8 protein-coding genes are annotated in these 15583 nt (G+C 59.5%); all 8 read right to left on the reverse strand.

Going from position 1 to position 15583, the window contains the following annotated elements; genetic code table 11:
* Positions 1–28: 28 nt before the first annotated feature.
* Entirely contained in the window at positions 29–5572 is a 5544-nt protein-coding gene (locus ACFQZG_RS04265) for a LamG-like jellyroll fold domain-containing protein (RefSeq protein WP_378150233.1), read from the reverse strand.
* 28 nt (positions 5573–5600) lie between these two features.
* A complete protein-coding gene (locus ACFQZG_RS04270; RefSeq protein ID WP_378150235.1) occupies positions 5601–6884 on the reverse strand; it encodes an alpha-L-fucosidase in 1284 nt (427 codons plus the stop codon).
* Positions 6885–7004: 120 nt separating this feature from the next.
* Positions 7005–8402: an ABC transporter substrate-binding protein gene (locus tag ACFQZG_RS04275; protein ID WP_378150236.1), complete on the reverse strand. Its 1398-nt coding sequence runs from the start codon at positions 8400–8402 to the stop codon at positions 7005–7007.
* A 131-nt stretch (positions 8403–8533) separates the two neighbouring features.
* On the reverse strand, positions 8534–9523 hold the full coding sequence (locus ACFQZG_RS04280; protein WP_378150238.1) for a carbohydrate ABC transporter permease: 990 nt from the start codon (positions 9521–9523) through the stop codon (positions 8534–8536).
* A gap of 1 nt (position 9524) precedes the next feature.
* Positions 9525–10421 carry a carbohydrate ABC transporter permease gene (locus ACFQZG_RS04285; RefSeq protein WP_378150240.1) on the reverse strand — a complete coding sequence of 299 codons (897 nt, stop codon included), beginning with the start codon at positions 10419–10421 and terminating at the stop codon, positions 9525–9527.
* Complete coding sequence (locus ACFQZG_RS04290; RefSeq protein WP_378150242.1) at positions 10418–12610, reverse strand: DUF5696 domain-containing protein; 2193 nt, start codon at positions 12608–12610, stop codon at positions 10418–10420. The genes ACFQZG_RS04285 and ACFQZG_RS04290 overlap by 4 nt, the downstream gene beginning before the upstream one ends.
* Positions 12603–14669 carry a YIP1 family protein gene (locus ACFQZG_RS04295; RefSeq protein WP_378150244.1) on the reverse strand — a complete coding sequence of 689 codons (2067 nt, stop codon included), beginning with the start codon at positions 14667–14669 and terminating at the stop codon, positions 12603–12605. The genes ACFQZG_RS04290 and ACFQZG_RS04295 overlap by 8 nt, the downstream gene beginning before the upstream one ends.
* A 40-nt stretch (positions 14670–14709) precedes the next feature.
* Positions 14710–15582, reverse strand: coding sequence for a carbohydrate ABC transporter permease (locus ACFQZG_RS04300; RefSeq protein WP_378150246.1), 873 nt, complete (start codon positions 15580–15582; stop codon positions 14710–14712).
* Between the last annotated feature and the right edge of the window lies 1 nt (position 15583).

A 15583-nucleotide genomic window follows, 5' to 3' on the forward strand; every position in this document is an offset into this window, starting at 1 on the left:
TCAGCGCCCCGGCAAGAGCGGATTTCGCTTAAGAACCGACCTGGCTAAGCGCGAGAATTTCTTGGTCGGTTAACGTCCTCGGGTACGTCCTTAGCTCGTCGATCGCCCCATGGAACACTTCTCCCGCGGATATACCGGCGTTCTGTCCGCCGATTCTGAGCGGATTCTGGTTGTTCACCTGCACGATATCCGCGTTGGAAGATTTCGTAACGACCAGTTGGCCGTTGACGTACAGCTTGAATTGCGTGCCCGACTTCGACACCGCCACGTGCGTCCACTGGTTTAACGGAACCGAATTGCTCGCCGTCGCGAGCGGCCATAGCATATACCCGTTCCCGAGCTCGTCGCTCATGAGGAACTCCATATGCCCGTCGACGATCCACCAGTTGAACATGTTCGTCGAGCTTCCAACTTGCCCTTGGCCGAGAATGAGCCGGTTCGTACCGTACGAATACGGTTTGATCCAAGCGGACAGAGTGAAATTCGATTTGACGATCGAGTCCGTGACGACCGACGTGTTGGAGCCGTTGAACTCGAGCGCCGCTCCCGATCTGCCGGTTACCCACGAATAGCTGCCTTCGATCGGATGCGAGCTGGCGTTGACGGCATCCGTCGTCGCGCTGCCTTGCCCTTCGTTGAAAGCGAAATATTGCTCGCGGTTCTGATCCTGGCTGGATCCTCCGGAACCGGAGTCGCCGATATCGTAGACGCCGGCGAAGTTCATCACCGGAGAAGCTTGCGACGAGTTGATGTTGACGCGTAACTTGGTCGAAGTGGCGTCCGCGAACGTCAAGATGCGCTTATAGCCGATCGTCGTCCCCGTCGCGACCGTCTCCCACGCGTTGTTGTTCCATATTTGAACGTTAAAGCCGGAGATGCGCTGACCGAGCGGGATATACTCCTGCAAGACGACCGCGTTGAACGTCTTCGCCGCGCCGAAATTCAGTTCGAACGAGCCTGTCGTCACGCCGTCGTCCGTTGCCCAATACGAATCATAGCTACCGTCGATGAGCTTCCCGGCGGCGTAGTCGGAGGAACCGCCTCTGACGTTGCTGGCCGTCGCCGTCGCGCCCGATGCCAAGTTCGTGCCGTACGCTTCGTCGATCCAATCGCGCAGCTCCATCAGCCTCGCGATATCTCCGTCCGGCAGCTTGCCTCTGCGGTCGGGAGACACGTTCAGCAGCAGGTTGTTGCCTCGTCCTACCGATTTTTGATAGATATTGACGAGCGAAGCCAAGCTCTTCAGTTGGGTATCCTGGTAGCTGTGATAGAACCAGCCCGGACGGAGCGGAACGTCCGCCTCTCCGGATTGCCAGTACGTCCCGTTCGGGAACCCTTCGCCGTAATGGTTCGGGGACCAGTAAGGATTGCCCGGCTGCTGCGGAATGACCTTATTCCAGTTCGTCTCGCTGCCGATTCCCGCCTCGTTGCCGATATATCGGGCGTCGCCCGGGCTGCCCCAGATGACGATATTCGGCTGCAGCTGGCGAATGACCGAGTACCAGCGGTCGGTATCGTATTCCTGCGGCGTGCCTTCCCCTTTCGCCCCGTCGAACCAGATTTCGCTGATTTCCCCGTAGTTCGTCATCAACTCCGTCAGTTGGTTCACGAAGAAGTCGTTGTACGCCTGGCCCGAACCGTAGGTCGATTCATGCATATCCCAAGGGGAGACGTATAAGCCGAACTTGATGCCGACCGCGGCGCAGGCGTCCGCCACTTCGCGTACGACATCGCCTTGCCCATTCCGCCACGAGCTGCTGGCGACGTCATGCGTCGTATAGGCGCTCGGCCACAAGGCGAAGCCGTCATGGTGCTTGGCGGTCAGAATGAGCAACTTGAAGCCGGCATCCTTCAGAGCAGTCGCCCACTGCATGGCGTCGAAATCGGTCGGGTTGAATAAATCCTCGTCTTCGCTGCCGTTGCCCCACTCGTTATCGGTGAACGTATTCATGTTGAAGTGGGCGAAAGCGATCGTCTCCATTTTCTGATAGGCGATCTGCTGACTCGTCGGAATCGGCAGCAGCGGCAGCGGCGCGGCCACGGCCGGCGGCGTATACGGGACTTCGTTGCCATACACTTCGAATTCCGATACGGCGTAAGGCGTGCCTCCGCCGCGCTTCGTCCCGTACATCTGCACGAACCTGCCTTGGACGGGTGAGAACGAGACGTCCACCGCGCTGCCGTTGCCGCTCGTGGTCGAATAGACGTCCGTCCATTGGATCATGTCGTTGGATACGCGTATTTTGAAGCTCTTGCCGTAAGCTTGCGGATCCCAGACGAGCTTCGTCCGGTTGATCGAATGAGGTTTGCCGAGATCCGCGATCAGCCATTGCGGATCCGAATATTCGCTTTCCCATTTCGTCCCGGCGGATTGGTCGAATGCCCGCGCGCCGACGTTGCCGTTGGCGGCGGAAGAGACGATCGCCGCAGCCTGATTGGCCAAGTTCGAACCTGGCGTCGTCGTCCCGGTATACGTTACCGAATCTTGCCGGCCCTGATAGGCCGCCGTGATCGTGACCGAGCCCGTCTGGCTGACGAAGGTGACGACGCCGTTCGAGACGGTAGCAACGTTCGCGTTGCTCGTCGTCCATTGCGCGCCGGTTATCGGCCCAGTCGTGCTATCGGAGTAACTTCCCGTCACGGTCAAGGAAACCGGGCTGGCGCTGTATTGCAGCTGCTCGTTAATCGAGATGCCCGTAAGCGTTCGGCTGACGGCGCCGACCAGCGACACCGGATTGAACAATGCCGAATCTTTGGTGCCGCCGATGCCTCCGCCCCATTCGATCCAACCTTCGCGGCCCGCGCCGTCGTTGTCGTTGACGAGCAGCGACAGGCTGAACGAGACGTCAGCGGGGACGATCGGAGAGAGCTCCGACCATGGCAGCGCGAGCTCGTATACCGTGTCGTGCGCCGACTCGTTGCGCGAGATCGACAGCTGCGCGTTCGTTACGAGGCCGGCGGCTTTGCCAATCCCCGTCCAACGGTATAGTTGATCCCCGCTCGGCGTCTTGGCGATGCCGTATTCGTACCACGTTTGCTCGTCGCCCGGCGCGCCGGGAGATACGGCGAATTGAATGCCGTCGCCTTGCCACGTGTTCGTTCCGCTCGCCGTTTGGGATTGGGTATCGTCATGGATGCGCGCTGACAAGTAAAGCTTGTCGTTGTCCCACGTCGCCCAGACGTTGCCGCTCAAGTCCCCCGTTCCGCCGTACCCCGTCATTTGGACCGTCCCTTGCGACGCCAAGTCGATGCCAGGAACCGCGCCGAGATCGTCGAGCGTGCCGTTGACGGTTATCGCCTTGTTCGGAATCGGCGTGCCCGTTACGGGCGCCGCGATACCGGGGCCGCCGTAAGCGCCCCGGTTCGGAGAGACGGAAGCGGAGACGTTATTTCCCCAATAGTCTTTGCCTCCGTTGCCGGACACGATCGTTCCGCTGCCAAGCGACGGCGAGCCGGAGAGGAGCTTATAGCCATCGGCCGTCGCAACGCCCGTGCCGCCAGTACCGGGCGCCGCAAGCATCGGATCCGTCGTCAGCTTATGCGGGTCGTTCGCCGGCTCGCTCGGATCGTGGTTGCCGTAGTACGTGTTCGAATCGTACGCGCAAGTCGCGTTGCCGCAGTAGTACGTCATGTTCTGCCCCAGATTGTAGATGATGTTGTTCTTGAAGCTCAGCGTCCCTTGAGGCAAGTTGTTCCCGTCCGGCGCCATCAGGAAGCGCACGTTCATCCCTTCGCCGGTGTAGAACGTGTTGTTGTAGATCTGGTAGTTCTGCATCCGCCCGACCGCTTGGATAAGCGCCGTCCCGTCGTTCTCGCTCACGTTGTAGCGGACGATGCCGTTCTGGTCGTACCCTTGGCCGTCCCCGCCGCGCTGCCCGACGAGCAGCATGAATCCGCCTGCGTTGTCGTGGCTGTAGTTGTACTGCATGACGCAGCCGTTGCACAGCTCGTCGATGTCGAAGCCCATGCCGTCGAGCGTGTTCTGCGTGTGGTGCGCTTCGTTGTATTGGAAAAGCGCGTTGTCCGAGTTGATCGCCCAGATGGCCGCATGGTATCCGACCGAATCGTAATAGCTATACGCCGCCACGTTATGCTCGATCAGCGCCGATTCGGTCTCGCACACGATGATCGCGTCCCCGCCCGTGCGGTTCAGGCTGTTCCCTTTGATCACGATGTTCGTCATGCCGAGCCATGGACCGGAACCGTCGGTTCTCGTCGCCCGGTTGCGCCAGTCGCTGCGGATGAAGATGCCCGTGGCGTCCACGTCGGTGAACGTATTGTCCTGGATGAGCACGTCGTCGAACTTCGTCGGCGTCGCGCTTCCGGTGACGCGCACGATGATGCCGCCGGATTCGAGATCCTGAACGGCCGTCTGGCCGCTGACGTCGCGGATGTCCAAGTTCTTCAAGTGAATATGACGCGTGACGCCCGTATCGTGCGCCTCGATCCATACCGCCCGGCGAGTCGCCCGCTGCGCGGCCGTGTTCGTAATCTCGAGGTTGTTGATCTCCCAATATTGCTGGTTGTACAGCTTCACCGTCTCCTGAACCTGGCCCGCACCATGGAAAGCCGGCTTGGCGCCGGTGCCGTACTTGTCGATAACGATCGGCTTGGCGCTCGTTCCCGAACCCTTCGGCCACAGCTGACCGGTCCACGACGAGCCCGCTTTGAACAGAATTCGGTCTCCCGGTTGGAACGTCGTGCCGTTGACTTTGGCCAGCGACTGCCAGGCCGCGTTCGCGCTCGTCCCCGCATTGGCGTCGTTGCCTCCCGCCGAGTCGACGTAATACGTCGTCTCCGGCTCCGGCTGCGGCTCTCCGTCGCCTCCGCCGCCCATCGCTTCCAGCACTTGCGCCGCTGTGAGCGCCTGCGAGAACACTTTGAATTCGTCGATCGCTCCGTCGAACACGCCCATCGGCTGGTTGTTCGACGTGTTCTGGGCGCCGATCCGCAACGGGTTCGGGTTGCCCGTCAAGTCAATCGTTCCGGACGCGGTTTTGCTTGCGGCCAACGCGCCGTTCACGTACATCTTGAATTCGTTGCCGGTTCGGGATACGGCCACGTGCGTCCATTCGTTCAGCGGTATGGAGTTATCCGCGGTCGAGAACGGCCATAGACTGTATCCGTTGCCCGACGAATCGCTGAGCAGGAAATACATCTTGCCATTATTGACCCACCAATTGAACATATAAGGCTGCGATCCGGATATCCCCTGCCCCACGATAAAGTAGTTGTAAGCGTACGTTCTCGGCTTAATCCATGCGGCCATCGTGAACGTCGTCTTGTCGATCGGGTCGATGACGACGGACGTCGTCTGCGCGTCGAAGTCGAGCGCCTGGCCGGAATGGCCCGCGACCCATGACGGAGTCCCCGTGATCGCGTGCGGATTGCCGCTGACGGCATCGGCCGCGCTCGCGCCCTGACCCTCGTCGAACGAATACGACTGCGTCGGATTCGGCACCGACGCGCTCGCGGGCGTCGGCGAACCGGTCACGCCTAAGAACATGGACATCATTAATGTACAAACGAGTAGGACGGACATCAGCTTACGAGTCGAAACAGTTCCGCTCATGCATGATTAACTCCTTCCTCAATTGGACTTACGCTTCCGCTATTTCGTCGTCCAACCTGCCGATCCTTTTTTCGTCTCCCGCTCCGAAGCAAGCCAATCGCCGGATGAGCGGCGTATCCGTCGCGGCAGCGACCGTAAGACGCAATCCGTTCGCCGTAACCGCAGGAAATCGATCGATCTTCTTATGTCCGATCGCCGTCCCCGCGGAAACCCGCACCCATCGCCCTTCGGGCGTCCTGGCGTCCAGCGCGTATTCCGTCACGCGTTCGCCTTCGGTAATCCTCTCCATAATAATCGCGTGGTCGATCGCGCTAGGAACGTTCCATTCGAGGAGCAACTCGCGTCCGGCTCCATCCGTCTCCGCGACCGATCGAGATAATCTTCGTTCGATCTCCTTGCTCAGCTCGAGCGCACGGTTAACGTCCGTTTCGGGCAGCAATCCGTGATCGTCGGGCGCGATGTTCAGAAGCAAGTTCGCGCCGTGCCCGACGGAACGGTAATAGATATCAAGCAACTGCTCCAATGATTTCACCCGGTCTTCCTCGCCGGAATGCCAGAACCAGCGCCCCTCGCGAATAGGCACGTCGCATTCCGCCGGCACCCAAGCCGGCGTATCCGGCAGCCATGCGAGCATATCCTTCGTGAACATGCTCGCCCGCGCCGAATCCGCCTCGTTCCAACACGGATAAGGCGCGACGCCGTCTTCGTTGCCGACCCAGCGGATCGTCGGCCTCCCCATATTGAACGTCATCGCTTCGGGCTGATGCTTCTCCACGAGCGCCATGATGCGAGGCCAATCGTACGACCTGCCTTCGGAGCCCGCGCCGTCGAACCAGATTTCCACGAGCGGACCGTAGCCGGTGAGCAGCTCGGTCAACTGCCGGCAATACAAATCGTCGTAAGCATCCTTATCCGCGTAACGAGGTTCATGCCGGTCCCACGGCGACAAATACAAGCCGAACGGCAACCCGGCTTCCGCGCAAGCGTCCGCCACCTCGCGGACGACGTCGCCTTGGCCCTCCCGCCAAGGGCTCGCCTTGACCGAATGCTCCGTCGTTGCCGTCGGCCACAGGCAGAAGCCGTCGTGGTGCTTCGCGGTCAAGATCAAATAGCGAAAACCAGCGTCTTGCGCCGCCTTCACCCATTGCCGAGCGTCGAACGCCGAAGGATCGAACCTGCCCGGATCCTCGGTGCCGTCCCCCCATTCCTTGCCATAGAACGTGTTCATCCCGAAGTGGCAGAACAACCCCGTCTCCAGATCCTGCCAGCTTGCCTGCTGCGGCGTCGGTCTTGCCCGTCCCCTTGCGTTCACGTCACCAAGCCTCCCGTCCGAGTTCGAACCGGAACGTTCGGGAGCCGAACCGATGAGGTCTGGCCCAGCTCTCCGATTACGTCCGTTATGCCCGCGTATCGCGATCAGACCGTCGCGGGATTATTCCAAGCCCATTTCTTGGCGCAATGCGGGAGCCGCGGCGTTGAATTCTTCTCCCCACTTCTGGAAGACGCTCAAGTCTCCGCCGTTCTTGAAGATCGTGCCGGTGTCTCCCGACCACCATTGGATGTACTTCTCCTCGCCCACGACCGTGCGCAGCCAGCTGTCGGCTTGCACCGCTTCCTTGATGTTCTTGCCTTCCCAGCCGCCGGATTTGGACACTTCGTCCCACAATACCGGATCCGCCGTCAGCGGAATGTTGCCGTCGGACATCAGAATCCGCTGTCCGTCCTGCGAGAGCAGCCAAGCCAGGAATTGCACGGCTTCGTTCTCGTGCTTCGTGCCTTTCAGAATGCCCATCGGGGAAATCGCGTTGTAACCGACCGAACCGTTCGAGCCGTTCGGGAACGGAATGACGTCCCAATCGAATTGGGCGCCTTGCTTGCGGGCGTTGCCTTCCCAAGTGCCCATGATGTCAAAGGCGATTTTGCCGGACAGCCAGCTGCCCCAGCCGTTCGGATCGATGCCGGCTTCCGTCGATTGCTGCTCGTTCGGACGGGAACCGTCGACCCATCCCAAGTCGCCGTACCATTGAACGGCCGAGAGTACGTTCGGATCGGCGATCATGCTTTGCGACCAATCCGCGTTCATGAAGTTCAGGTTAGGAGTCAAGCCGTTGGATACGGCGTACACTTGAGGCGTCGTGATGTAGTTGAACGGTCCGGAAGCCAGCCCGTATTCGCCGGCGCTCGCGTCCGTCGCTTTTTTGGCGATTTCACGGAAGTCGTCCCACGTCCAGTCTTTGGTCGGCATGTCGACGCCGTGCTTGGCGAGCAAATCTTTGTTGACGAAAATAACGTGGGCGTCCACGGCGCGAGGCAGCGCCACCAGCTTGCCTTTCCAGGAAAGCGCGGCTTTAACGGGATCGGACAGCTGCGCCGACGCCAATACGGGGTTGGATTCCATGTAAGGAGTCAAGTCGACGAGCAAATCGTCTTTCATGAACCCGGGAATGGCCGGTACCCATGTCATGTCTGCCGGCGTGCCCGCCGCGCTCATGGCGGTCAGCTTCTCGAGAATCGACGCGTTGTCGCCGCCGTCGATGTGCTCGACCTGCAGCGTGATGTTCGGGTATTTCTCGTGGAATTTCTCCGGAATCGTCTTCGTCCACAGCTCGGGTCCCCAGACGAGCAGGCGGAGCGTAACCGGCTCGGCAGGCGCCTCTTCGCTCGGAGATGCGCTTGGAGAAGCGCTTGTCGTCTCCGACGGCTCCGTCGTGGCGGCCGGTTCGCTCGAGGAAGGGCTGGCGTTGTTATTGCCGTTGGAACAGGCGGTAACGAGCATTACCGTAACCAGGATTAGCGCGAACAGGGATAATCTTATTTTGTTTGCATACATGTTCTCATCTCCCAATGAATGTGATAGGGTACGATGCCCCTTGCCTTACGCCTTGCATAACCCCTTGCGATACCGTTGCAACTTGCCGATCCTACGTCGGCATCACCTCCGGACGAAATATCCCATGCGCTTCAATCGACCAATCCGGTCCGTTCTACGCCTTCGACGAACCATCTTTGCGCGATCATATAGACAAGCAGCGGAGGGAACACGATCAGGAACGCGCCTGCCATCTTCGTCCCCTCCGTTACCGGATTGGCGGCCAGCATTTCCACGCTCGGCGCCTTGCCGAATATTTCCGTCTCCAGATTCGCTAACCGGATCGATAGCGGCGTGAAGTCGTGCGAGAGGAACATCGACGACAAGTAGCCTTCGTTCCACAGCCAGACGAACGAGAACAGGAAGACGACGAGACAGGCGGGTACGGACAACGGCAGGATGATTCGGAAGAAAAGGCGGAACAACGACGCCCCGTCGATCATCGCCGCCTCTTCCAGCGCTTTGGGAAGCGACAGGAAAAATTGACGGAAAATAATGATGAACAGCGCGCTCTTCACCCCTTGGCCGAACAGCGCGGGAACGATGAAGACGAACGGCGTGTCGAGCCAGCCTAGCTTGCTATAGACCACGTAAAGCGGAATAATGATAATTTGCGGAGGAATGAGGAACGTCAGGAAAATGAGTCCGAAGAGCAGCTTTTTCCCCGGAAAATGAAGCCTGGCCAGCGCATAGCCCGTCAACGAGCAGATGAGCACGGATATCACAGACGGGACGATCGCCAATATGAGTGTGTTGGCGATCGATTCCGGATACTTCAAGCCTTTGTATGCCTTGGACAGGTTGCTCCAGTCGGCTTCGCGCGGAATCCATTGCACCGTCGGGTCGAGCAGGTCGGCGAGCGACTTCATCATCGTCGAGATCATGTAGAAGAATGGCTGGAGATACAAATAGGCGACGATCGAGAGCATGAACAACAGGAACAGCTTGGCGATGACGCCGTCGTTCATATGCTTGCCGAGAAGCAGGAGCTTCGCATGCTGGGCACGCTTGCCGACGAGCAGACGGCGGGTTCGGGCGGAATACCGCTTCAGGTTCGTTACGATGGCCGTTTCCGTTCTCACGTTAGCCCTCCTTTCCCCGAGTGGACCGATTCATGAACCATAGGATCATAGCGATCAATAGAATAATGAGCAGAAAATAAAACCAGGCTAGCGCGCTTGCGTATCCATAGCCGGTAGAAACGTTAAACATGTTCTTCTTGATCTGTTCCATGACGGGATTGAACGGGAACGTGAACAGATCGACCATCGTGTACAGCAGGTTGAGCCCGATGAACGGCCGGATGCCGGGCAGCGTGATTTTCCAGAAGCTCGCCCACGGCGACGCTCCGTCGATTCGGACCGCCTCGTAGATCGACTTCGAGATCGTCTGAAAGCCGGCGATGAAGATCAGAATTTGCACGCCGGACGACCATAGAATCAGAATCATCATGCCGAGCAGCTCCGACACCGTTCCCGCCATCGAGGCGCTGAAATGCTCCTTGATGTACGCGTCGACGCCGTACTGGGACAGGAACGGCACGTCGCCCGCGCCTTGCCGGAACAGCTCCGTCAGCACTTGGCCCGTCGAGAAGATGACCGGCAGGAAGAAGATCGCCCGGTAGACGAACCTCCCCTTGAACGATTGGTTCAGCATGAGCGAGACGAACAGCGAGAAGACGATGATGATCGGAATCATCAGAATCATTTGCTGGAAGAAGGTGAAGATTTCGATCGGATATTCGTTGTCCTTGAACAACGCGTCCTTGAAGTTTTGCAAGCCGACGTACGTGTAAGCGAATCCGCCTCCGGCCGTCAGATTCACCTTCTGGAAGCTTAAGTAGAGCGACCAGCCGATCGGAAAAGCCATGAAAGCGCAAAACCCGACGATCCAGGGCAGCATGAACAGATAGGCGCTCCCGTGGCTTTTCCATTTGTACACAAACTTCGATCTCCGCCGATGCTTGGCTTGGTTGATCATGGCCGCCCCCCTTCCTCGACGCGGAACGACTTGTCGTTGTAATCGACGACTACGGAGGTGCCGTTCGCGTATTCCGTTACGTAGACGCCTTCCGTTCGGCGATAATGGCCGGTGATCGGCTGATCGGCGACGGATGCCAGCCGGTTGAACTGCGCGTACTCTTCGACGACTTTCTCTTTCCATTGCGAGAACCGGCTCGAGAACAAGCCCCATGTTTTCGTATCCATGAGCGTGCGCGTGCTCTCCCATGTCAGCTCGAACGACGGAACCGCGCCGTATTCGATCGACTTCAGGAATTCGTCCTCGTAATGGCTGCGCACGTTGCCCGAAGTCATCGAATAAGTCACGTTGCCGTGAATCGCGATCGGGTAGAACGGCACCGCCTCGTCGACTTCGTAGAACCCGTGCGTCTCGGACGGCAGCCGTAAAATGTCGGTTGCGGATCGCAGCGCGTACGCGTTGCCGAGGTCGATGCCCGCCGAGCCCAATCGTTCCTTCGTCCGGTCCAGGATTTCCCCGTACAAATACGCCGTATCGTTTCTCGTATAGGTATATTTCGAGTTGCGGTCGCGGAACAGCAGGCTGCCCATCCGGTCGTAGGTGATGCCGTCCGCGCCTACTTTCTTCGCTCCGCGGATCAAGTCCTCGGCCAAGTTGTACGTGAAGTTCGGATTCAGGAAATAGTACTCGTCGTCGAACAGCACCTCGCCTTCGGCCGATCGGATCCCGTACGCTTTGGGCGACAGCTTCAGCCCTTCGGAATCCGCCTGCACCAAATCGGCGAACAGGTTAACCGTGTACCCGAGCTCGTGCGCGGCGCTTACGAACGACTTCAACCCGGACGCCCCTCCGAGCTTCTTCTCGACGTCGAAGCCTAAGCCGCGCGTCAAGCTTCCCCCGCTCTGCCAATTGTCGAAGGCGACGCGGACGTCGTTCACGCCGGCTTGTTTCAGCTGCGTCAGGATGTCCTCCGCTTGCCGGAACGTCGTCGATGCCTCGTAGCGCCGGCTGCCGTAATAAATCGTATCCCCGCCGACGAGCGTCAGGTGCAACGGGACGTTCGCTTGCGGCTTGATCGCGGGTCCCAGTTCTCCTCGGTCGAGCAAGTAATCCCGGTATCGTCGGGCCATGCCCGCGTAATCCGCGTCCTCGCCGTCCAAGAACATGTATTGAACGACCCGGTCTTCCTTCAACATGTCGTCCTCGAACACGCGGATCGTCCGTCCGCCCAAGTCCAGCCGCCGGTCGTACTCTTCGCGGTAGAAGAACCGGGCGTTGACGGCGTTCATCTTGCTGACGATGCCCGAAGGCATCGCCCGGACCGCCGATGCTTTCTCCCCGGCGGCAATGACCGCTACGTACGCGCCATTCCCGCGCTTCATCCCGAACACCGGCATCGATACCGTGACCGGCCCGAACGTCTTGTTCGTGATCTCCGGTCCGTAGACGTACTGGAAATAGCCCTTGCCGACTTGTTCCCGCTCGCTCGGAAACCGGATCAACGCTCCCGGTCCGTCCGGAACGAACAGATAGCCCGGGTCGCCGTCGTCTTTCGCCGCTCCGAAGAACGGAAGCGGATCGATCGACAGGATGCGGAATTTGCCGTTCTCGGCGATGCTCCCCGCCGGAATCGATACCCGGAAGCCGCCGTCTTCGGTCAACTCGTAGAGCATGCTGAACCGGATGCCCAGCTTGCCGATTTCGTAGTTGGCGGCGACGCCTTGTTCCATCCGGGCGAACGAGACCCGCACGCTCGGCTCCATGGCGTTCACGACCAACCGCTGGACTTTGGACGTCTCGTAATATTCGAGCACGAACGGCGACCGCAGGTTCGTCTTCAGAATTCCGCCGACGGTCTCCTGTTCCAATTCCTCCGGCGAGGGGTTTCCCAACCATACGTTGCCGGAACGCAATTCCGTCACCTTCGCTTGCCCCGTCGCCGGGTCGAGCCGCAGCTCGAGGCTTTCCGTTCGGGCTGCGACGGCGAAGCCTTGCGCGTCGGCTTCACCCGGCTGCCAGCTCTCCCCGGTCGGAGTCGCGATCTCGGCGGGCGCGTACGCCGCGATGTCCAGCTTGCCCGAGACGGACGGCGCGAGAAGCAGCCTTGCCGCGAGCGCGATGCAGACTGCCGCCGCGGCGGCGCCCGCGATGAGCCACAGCTTACGTCTTCGCATCCCCCCGTTAACCAAAGACCGTCGCCTCCTTATACACTTGATAGATGAAGTCCGATAGATTGTAGGTCAGCCCCGTCGTAACCGTCGCGAACAAGAATAGAATCCCGATCGTCAAGACGGTAATGGCGCTGTTCTTCACGTTCTCGATGAACTCGAAGTTATGGATGACTTGCGAGCTTACGACGAACAACGCGCCTATCCATAGCCACATGACCGACTGCAGCGAGGATACGAGAATGCCTTCCTCCAGCACGAGCATGCGGGACAATACGATCGCGAACGGCGTCAGGAAGACGTAGGGCAGCAGAGCGAACAGGCTTGACTGCGCAACGTCCCTGAAGCGTCCTTCCCCGTCTTTGACCGTGCTGACCAAGTAGTTGGCGACGACCCAGGCGAAGAACGGAGCGAGGAAGGTCGCAAGCTCCTGCAACGGCTTGATCCGATCCAGGTTATACGGATGGAAGATGAAGCCGGTCCAATAGAGCGAGGCCCATTTCATGAGCGCCACGAGCCCTAACAGGATCAGCATCGTGAACGGCGACAGCTTCCGGCCTTTGATCCGGTAGAAACCGTCGAACGGATGGAACATCGTCCGCCAGGCATCCTTCAGCTCCCGGCCGATGCGCTTGACCGCATCGGGAGCTCTGTCCGATATCGTCTTGGCGAGTCTCTTGCGCCCGTAACGGTACCCGATCCCTACCAGCAGGACGATGCCCGCGGCGTAGCCGAAATACGTCTGAATCCAGCCGAGCCGGTACGTCCAGAACGCTTCCGAATACCCTACGTTGTCGTACGACATTCGGAAATACGCCATCGCGTCCTCGATTCGCCCCTCTTTCCGTGCCGCTTCCCCGAGTCCGACGTAAGTCAAACCGATCACTTCGTTAAGGGACAGCACCTTGTTCCAGTTTTCTTCGCTTTTCTCGTAGTCTCCGATATAGTAGTCCGCCGCCGCCGTCATTACCGCGTCTCCGAACGCCGTGCGGTCGTATGCCTGGAGCAGCCCCTGGTCCGAATCGAGCACCCACAGCCTGTGCCCGGAGTCGATGCCCAAGCTGGCCGGGTACGAGAGCACGCCGCGTTGCTGCGGCTCCTTAACCGTCCTTCCGAACGTGAACAGCTGCGTGCCGCCGGGGCTGTAGATGGAAATCATCGAATCCCACTTGCTCTCCTTCCGGTCGAGCACGTAGAAGAAGTCGTCCGCGTCCGTCGCGATGTCCGCGATCTGGTCGGAATCCGCGAACTTCGCCGTATGGAGACCTTTGAACCGGTTCACGCCTCCGGCCGTCAGCTTCTTGATCTGATCGTTGGACACGCCCGTCGTCATGGCGAATATATACCCGTCGCCGTCGATCGTCTCGTTGTTGATTTCCGGCGGCCGCTTCAGCTCTTCCTTGGCCATCTGCTCCTTCGTGAAAAATCTGCGCTTGATGCTGTCCAACCAGGTTCCGGCGGTTTTGTTGCCTCCGAAAAACCCGGTGAACTCTCCGCTTCGATCCATCCGTACGATGCCTTGGTAAGAACCCTTCGAGACGATGTACATCACGTCCCGGGCATCCACGACGACCTTCGTCGGCATGAAGTAGTAAGAAGCGGGCAGCAAGCCCTCTGCCGGTTTCTTGTATTCCTTCGCGAATTGGCCCGACGCGCCGAACACCGCCACGCGCTGGTTGCCCGTATCGGCGACGTACACTTCGCCTCCGCTCCCGACGAATACGCCTTCCGGCGCCTTGAGCGCCCCCGGTCCGTCGGTATCGCCGATCTGACGGATCCACTCGCCGTTCCGATCGAACTCGACGATCCGGTTATTGCCTTTGTCGGCGACGAACAGGTGATCGTTCCCGGCAACGAACAAGTCCGCCGGTTGCTTCAACGTCCGGTCTTCGCGGCCTACGACGGTCATGGCTACGGCGTACACGTCTTGCATCCAGTACACTCTTGTCCCCGCGCCGCCCGTGCCGTGGGACACGTAGAACGTATCGTAAGGCTGCCACGCCGAGACTGTGCCCGGGAACAAGACGAGCGCGGCCAGCAGCGCCGGTATTCTGAATAGGGATAACAGCTTGCGCTTCATCGTAGTTACACCTCTCTCTCTCCGCGGCTCCGAACGCGAGCTATTTCACGCCCGAATGCACCATCGTCTCCATGATCCGCCGCTGCGCGAACAAGAAGATGATCAGGTTCGGCAGGAACATGAGCAAGCCCGCGGCAGCCGCCATGCCTTGGCCCGCGACGGAGTTGCCCGCGTTCATCGCGCTCGTCAGCGTCATGATGAAGTACGGCAGCGTCTTCATCGTCTCGTCCTGCATGAACAGCGTCGAGGCCGACGTATCGCCCCATACGCCCTGGAATGTGATGATGGCGATCGTCGCGATCGCGGGCATCGTCAGCGGAACGATAATGCGCACGAACACGCGCAACTCGGACGCTCCGTCGATTTTGGCCGCCTCCAGCAGCTCGTTCGGAATTTGATCGATGAACTGCTTGATCAGGAACACCGCGACGGGGGAGGCGACGAACGGCAATATATGGCCGAAATACGTATTGTTCAGCTGCAGCCAGCCGATGATCAAATACCGCGGAATCGAGACCGTCTCGGGCGCGAACATGAGCGCCAGCATGATCGTCGCCATGACGACCTTCTTCAAGCCGAACTTCAGCTTCGACAGCACGTAGGCGGCCATGCAACTGGACAAGATGACCGCGAACATCGATAGCGAGGTTACGATCACGCTGTTGTACAAGTACCGCGAGAACGGCACGATCTTGGCGACCGGGCGCGTGAACAGCTCGTGGAAGTTTTGCAGCGTCGGCTCCTTCACGAGGAACGTCGGCGGGAACAGGAACAGCTCGTGGAACGGCTTGAACGCATGGTTGACGATGAATACGATCGGCAGCGACATGAAGGCCGCGAGCAGCAGCAATCCGCAGAGCAGCAGCGCTTCGAACAGCGTAAGCCTCCGGATTTGCCGGACGATGCTTGCCATC

It is taken from the genome of Cohnella sp. GCM10027633 (genome assembly GCF_042675445.1).
GTDB lineage: Bacteria > Bacillota > Bacilli > Paenibacillales > Paenibacillaceae > Cohnella.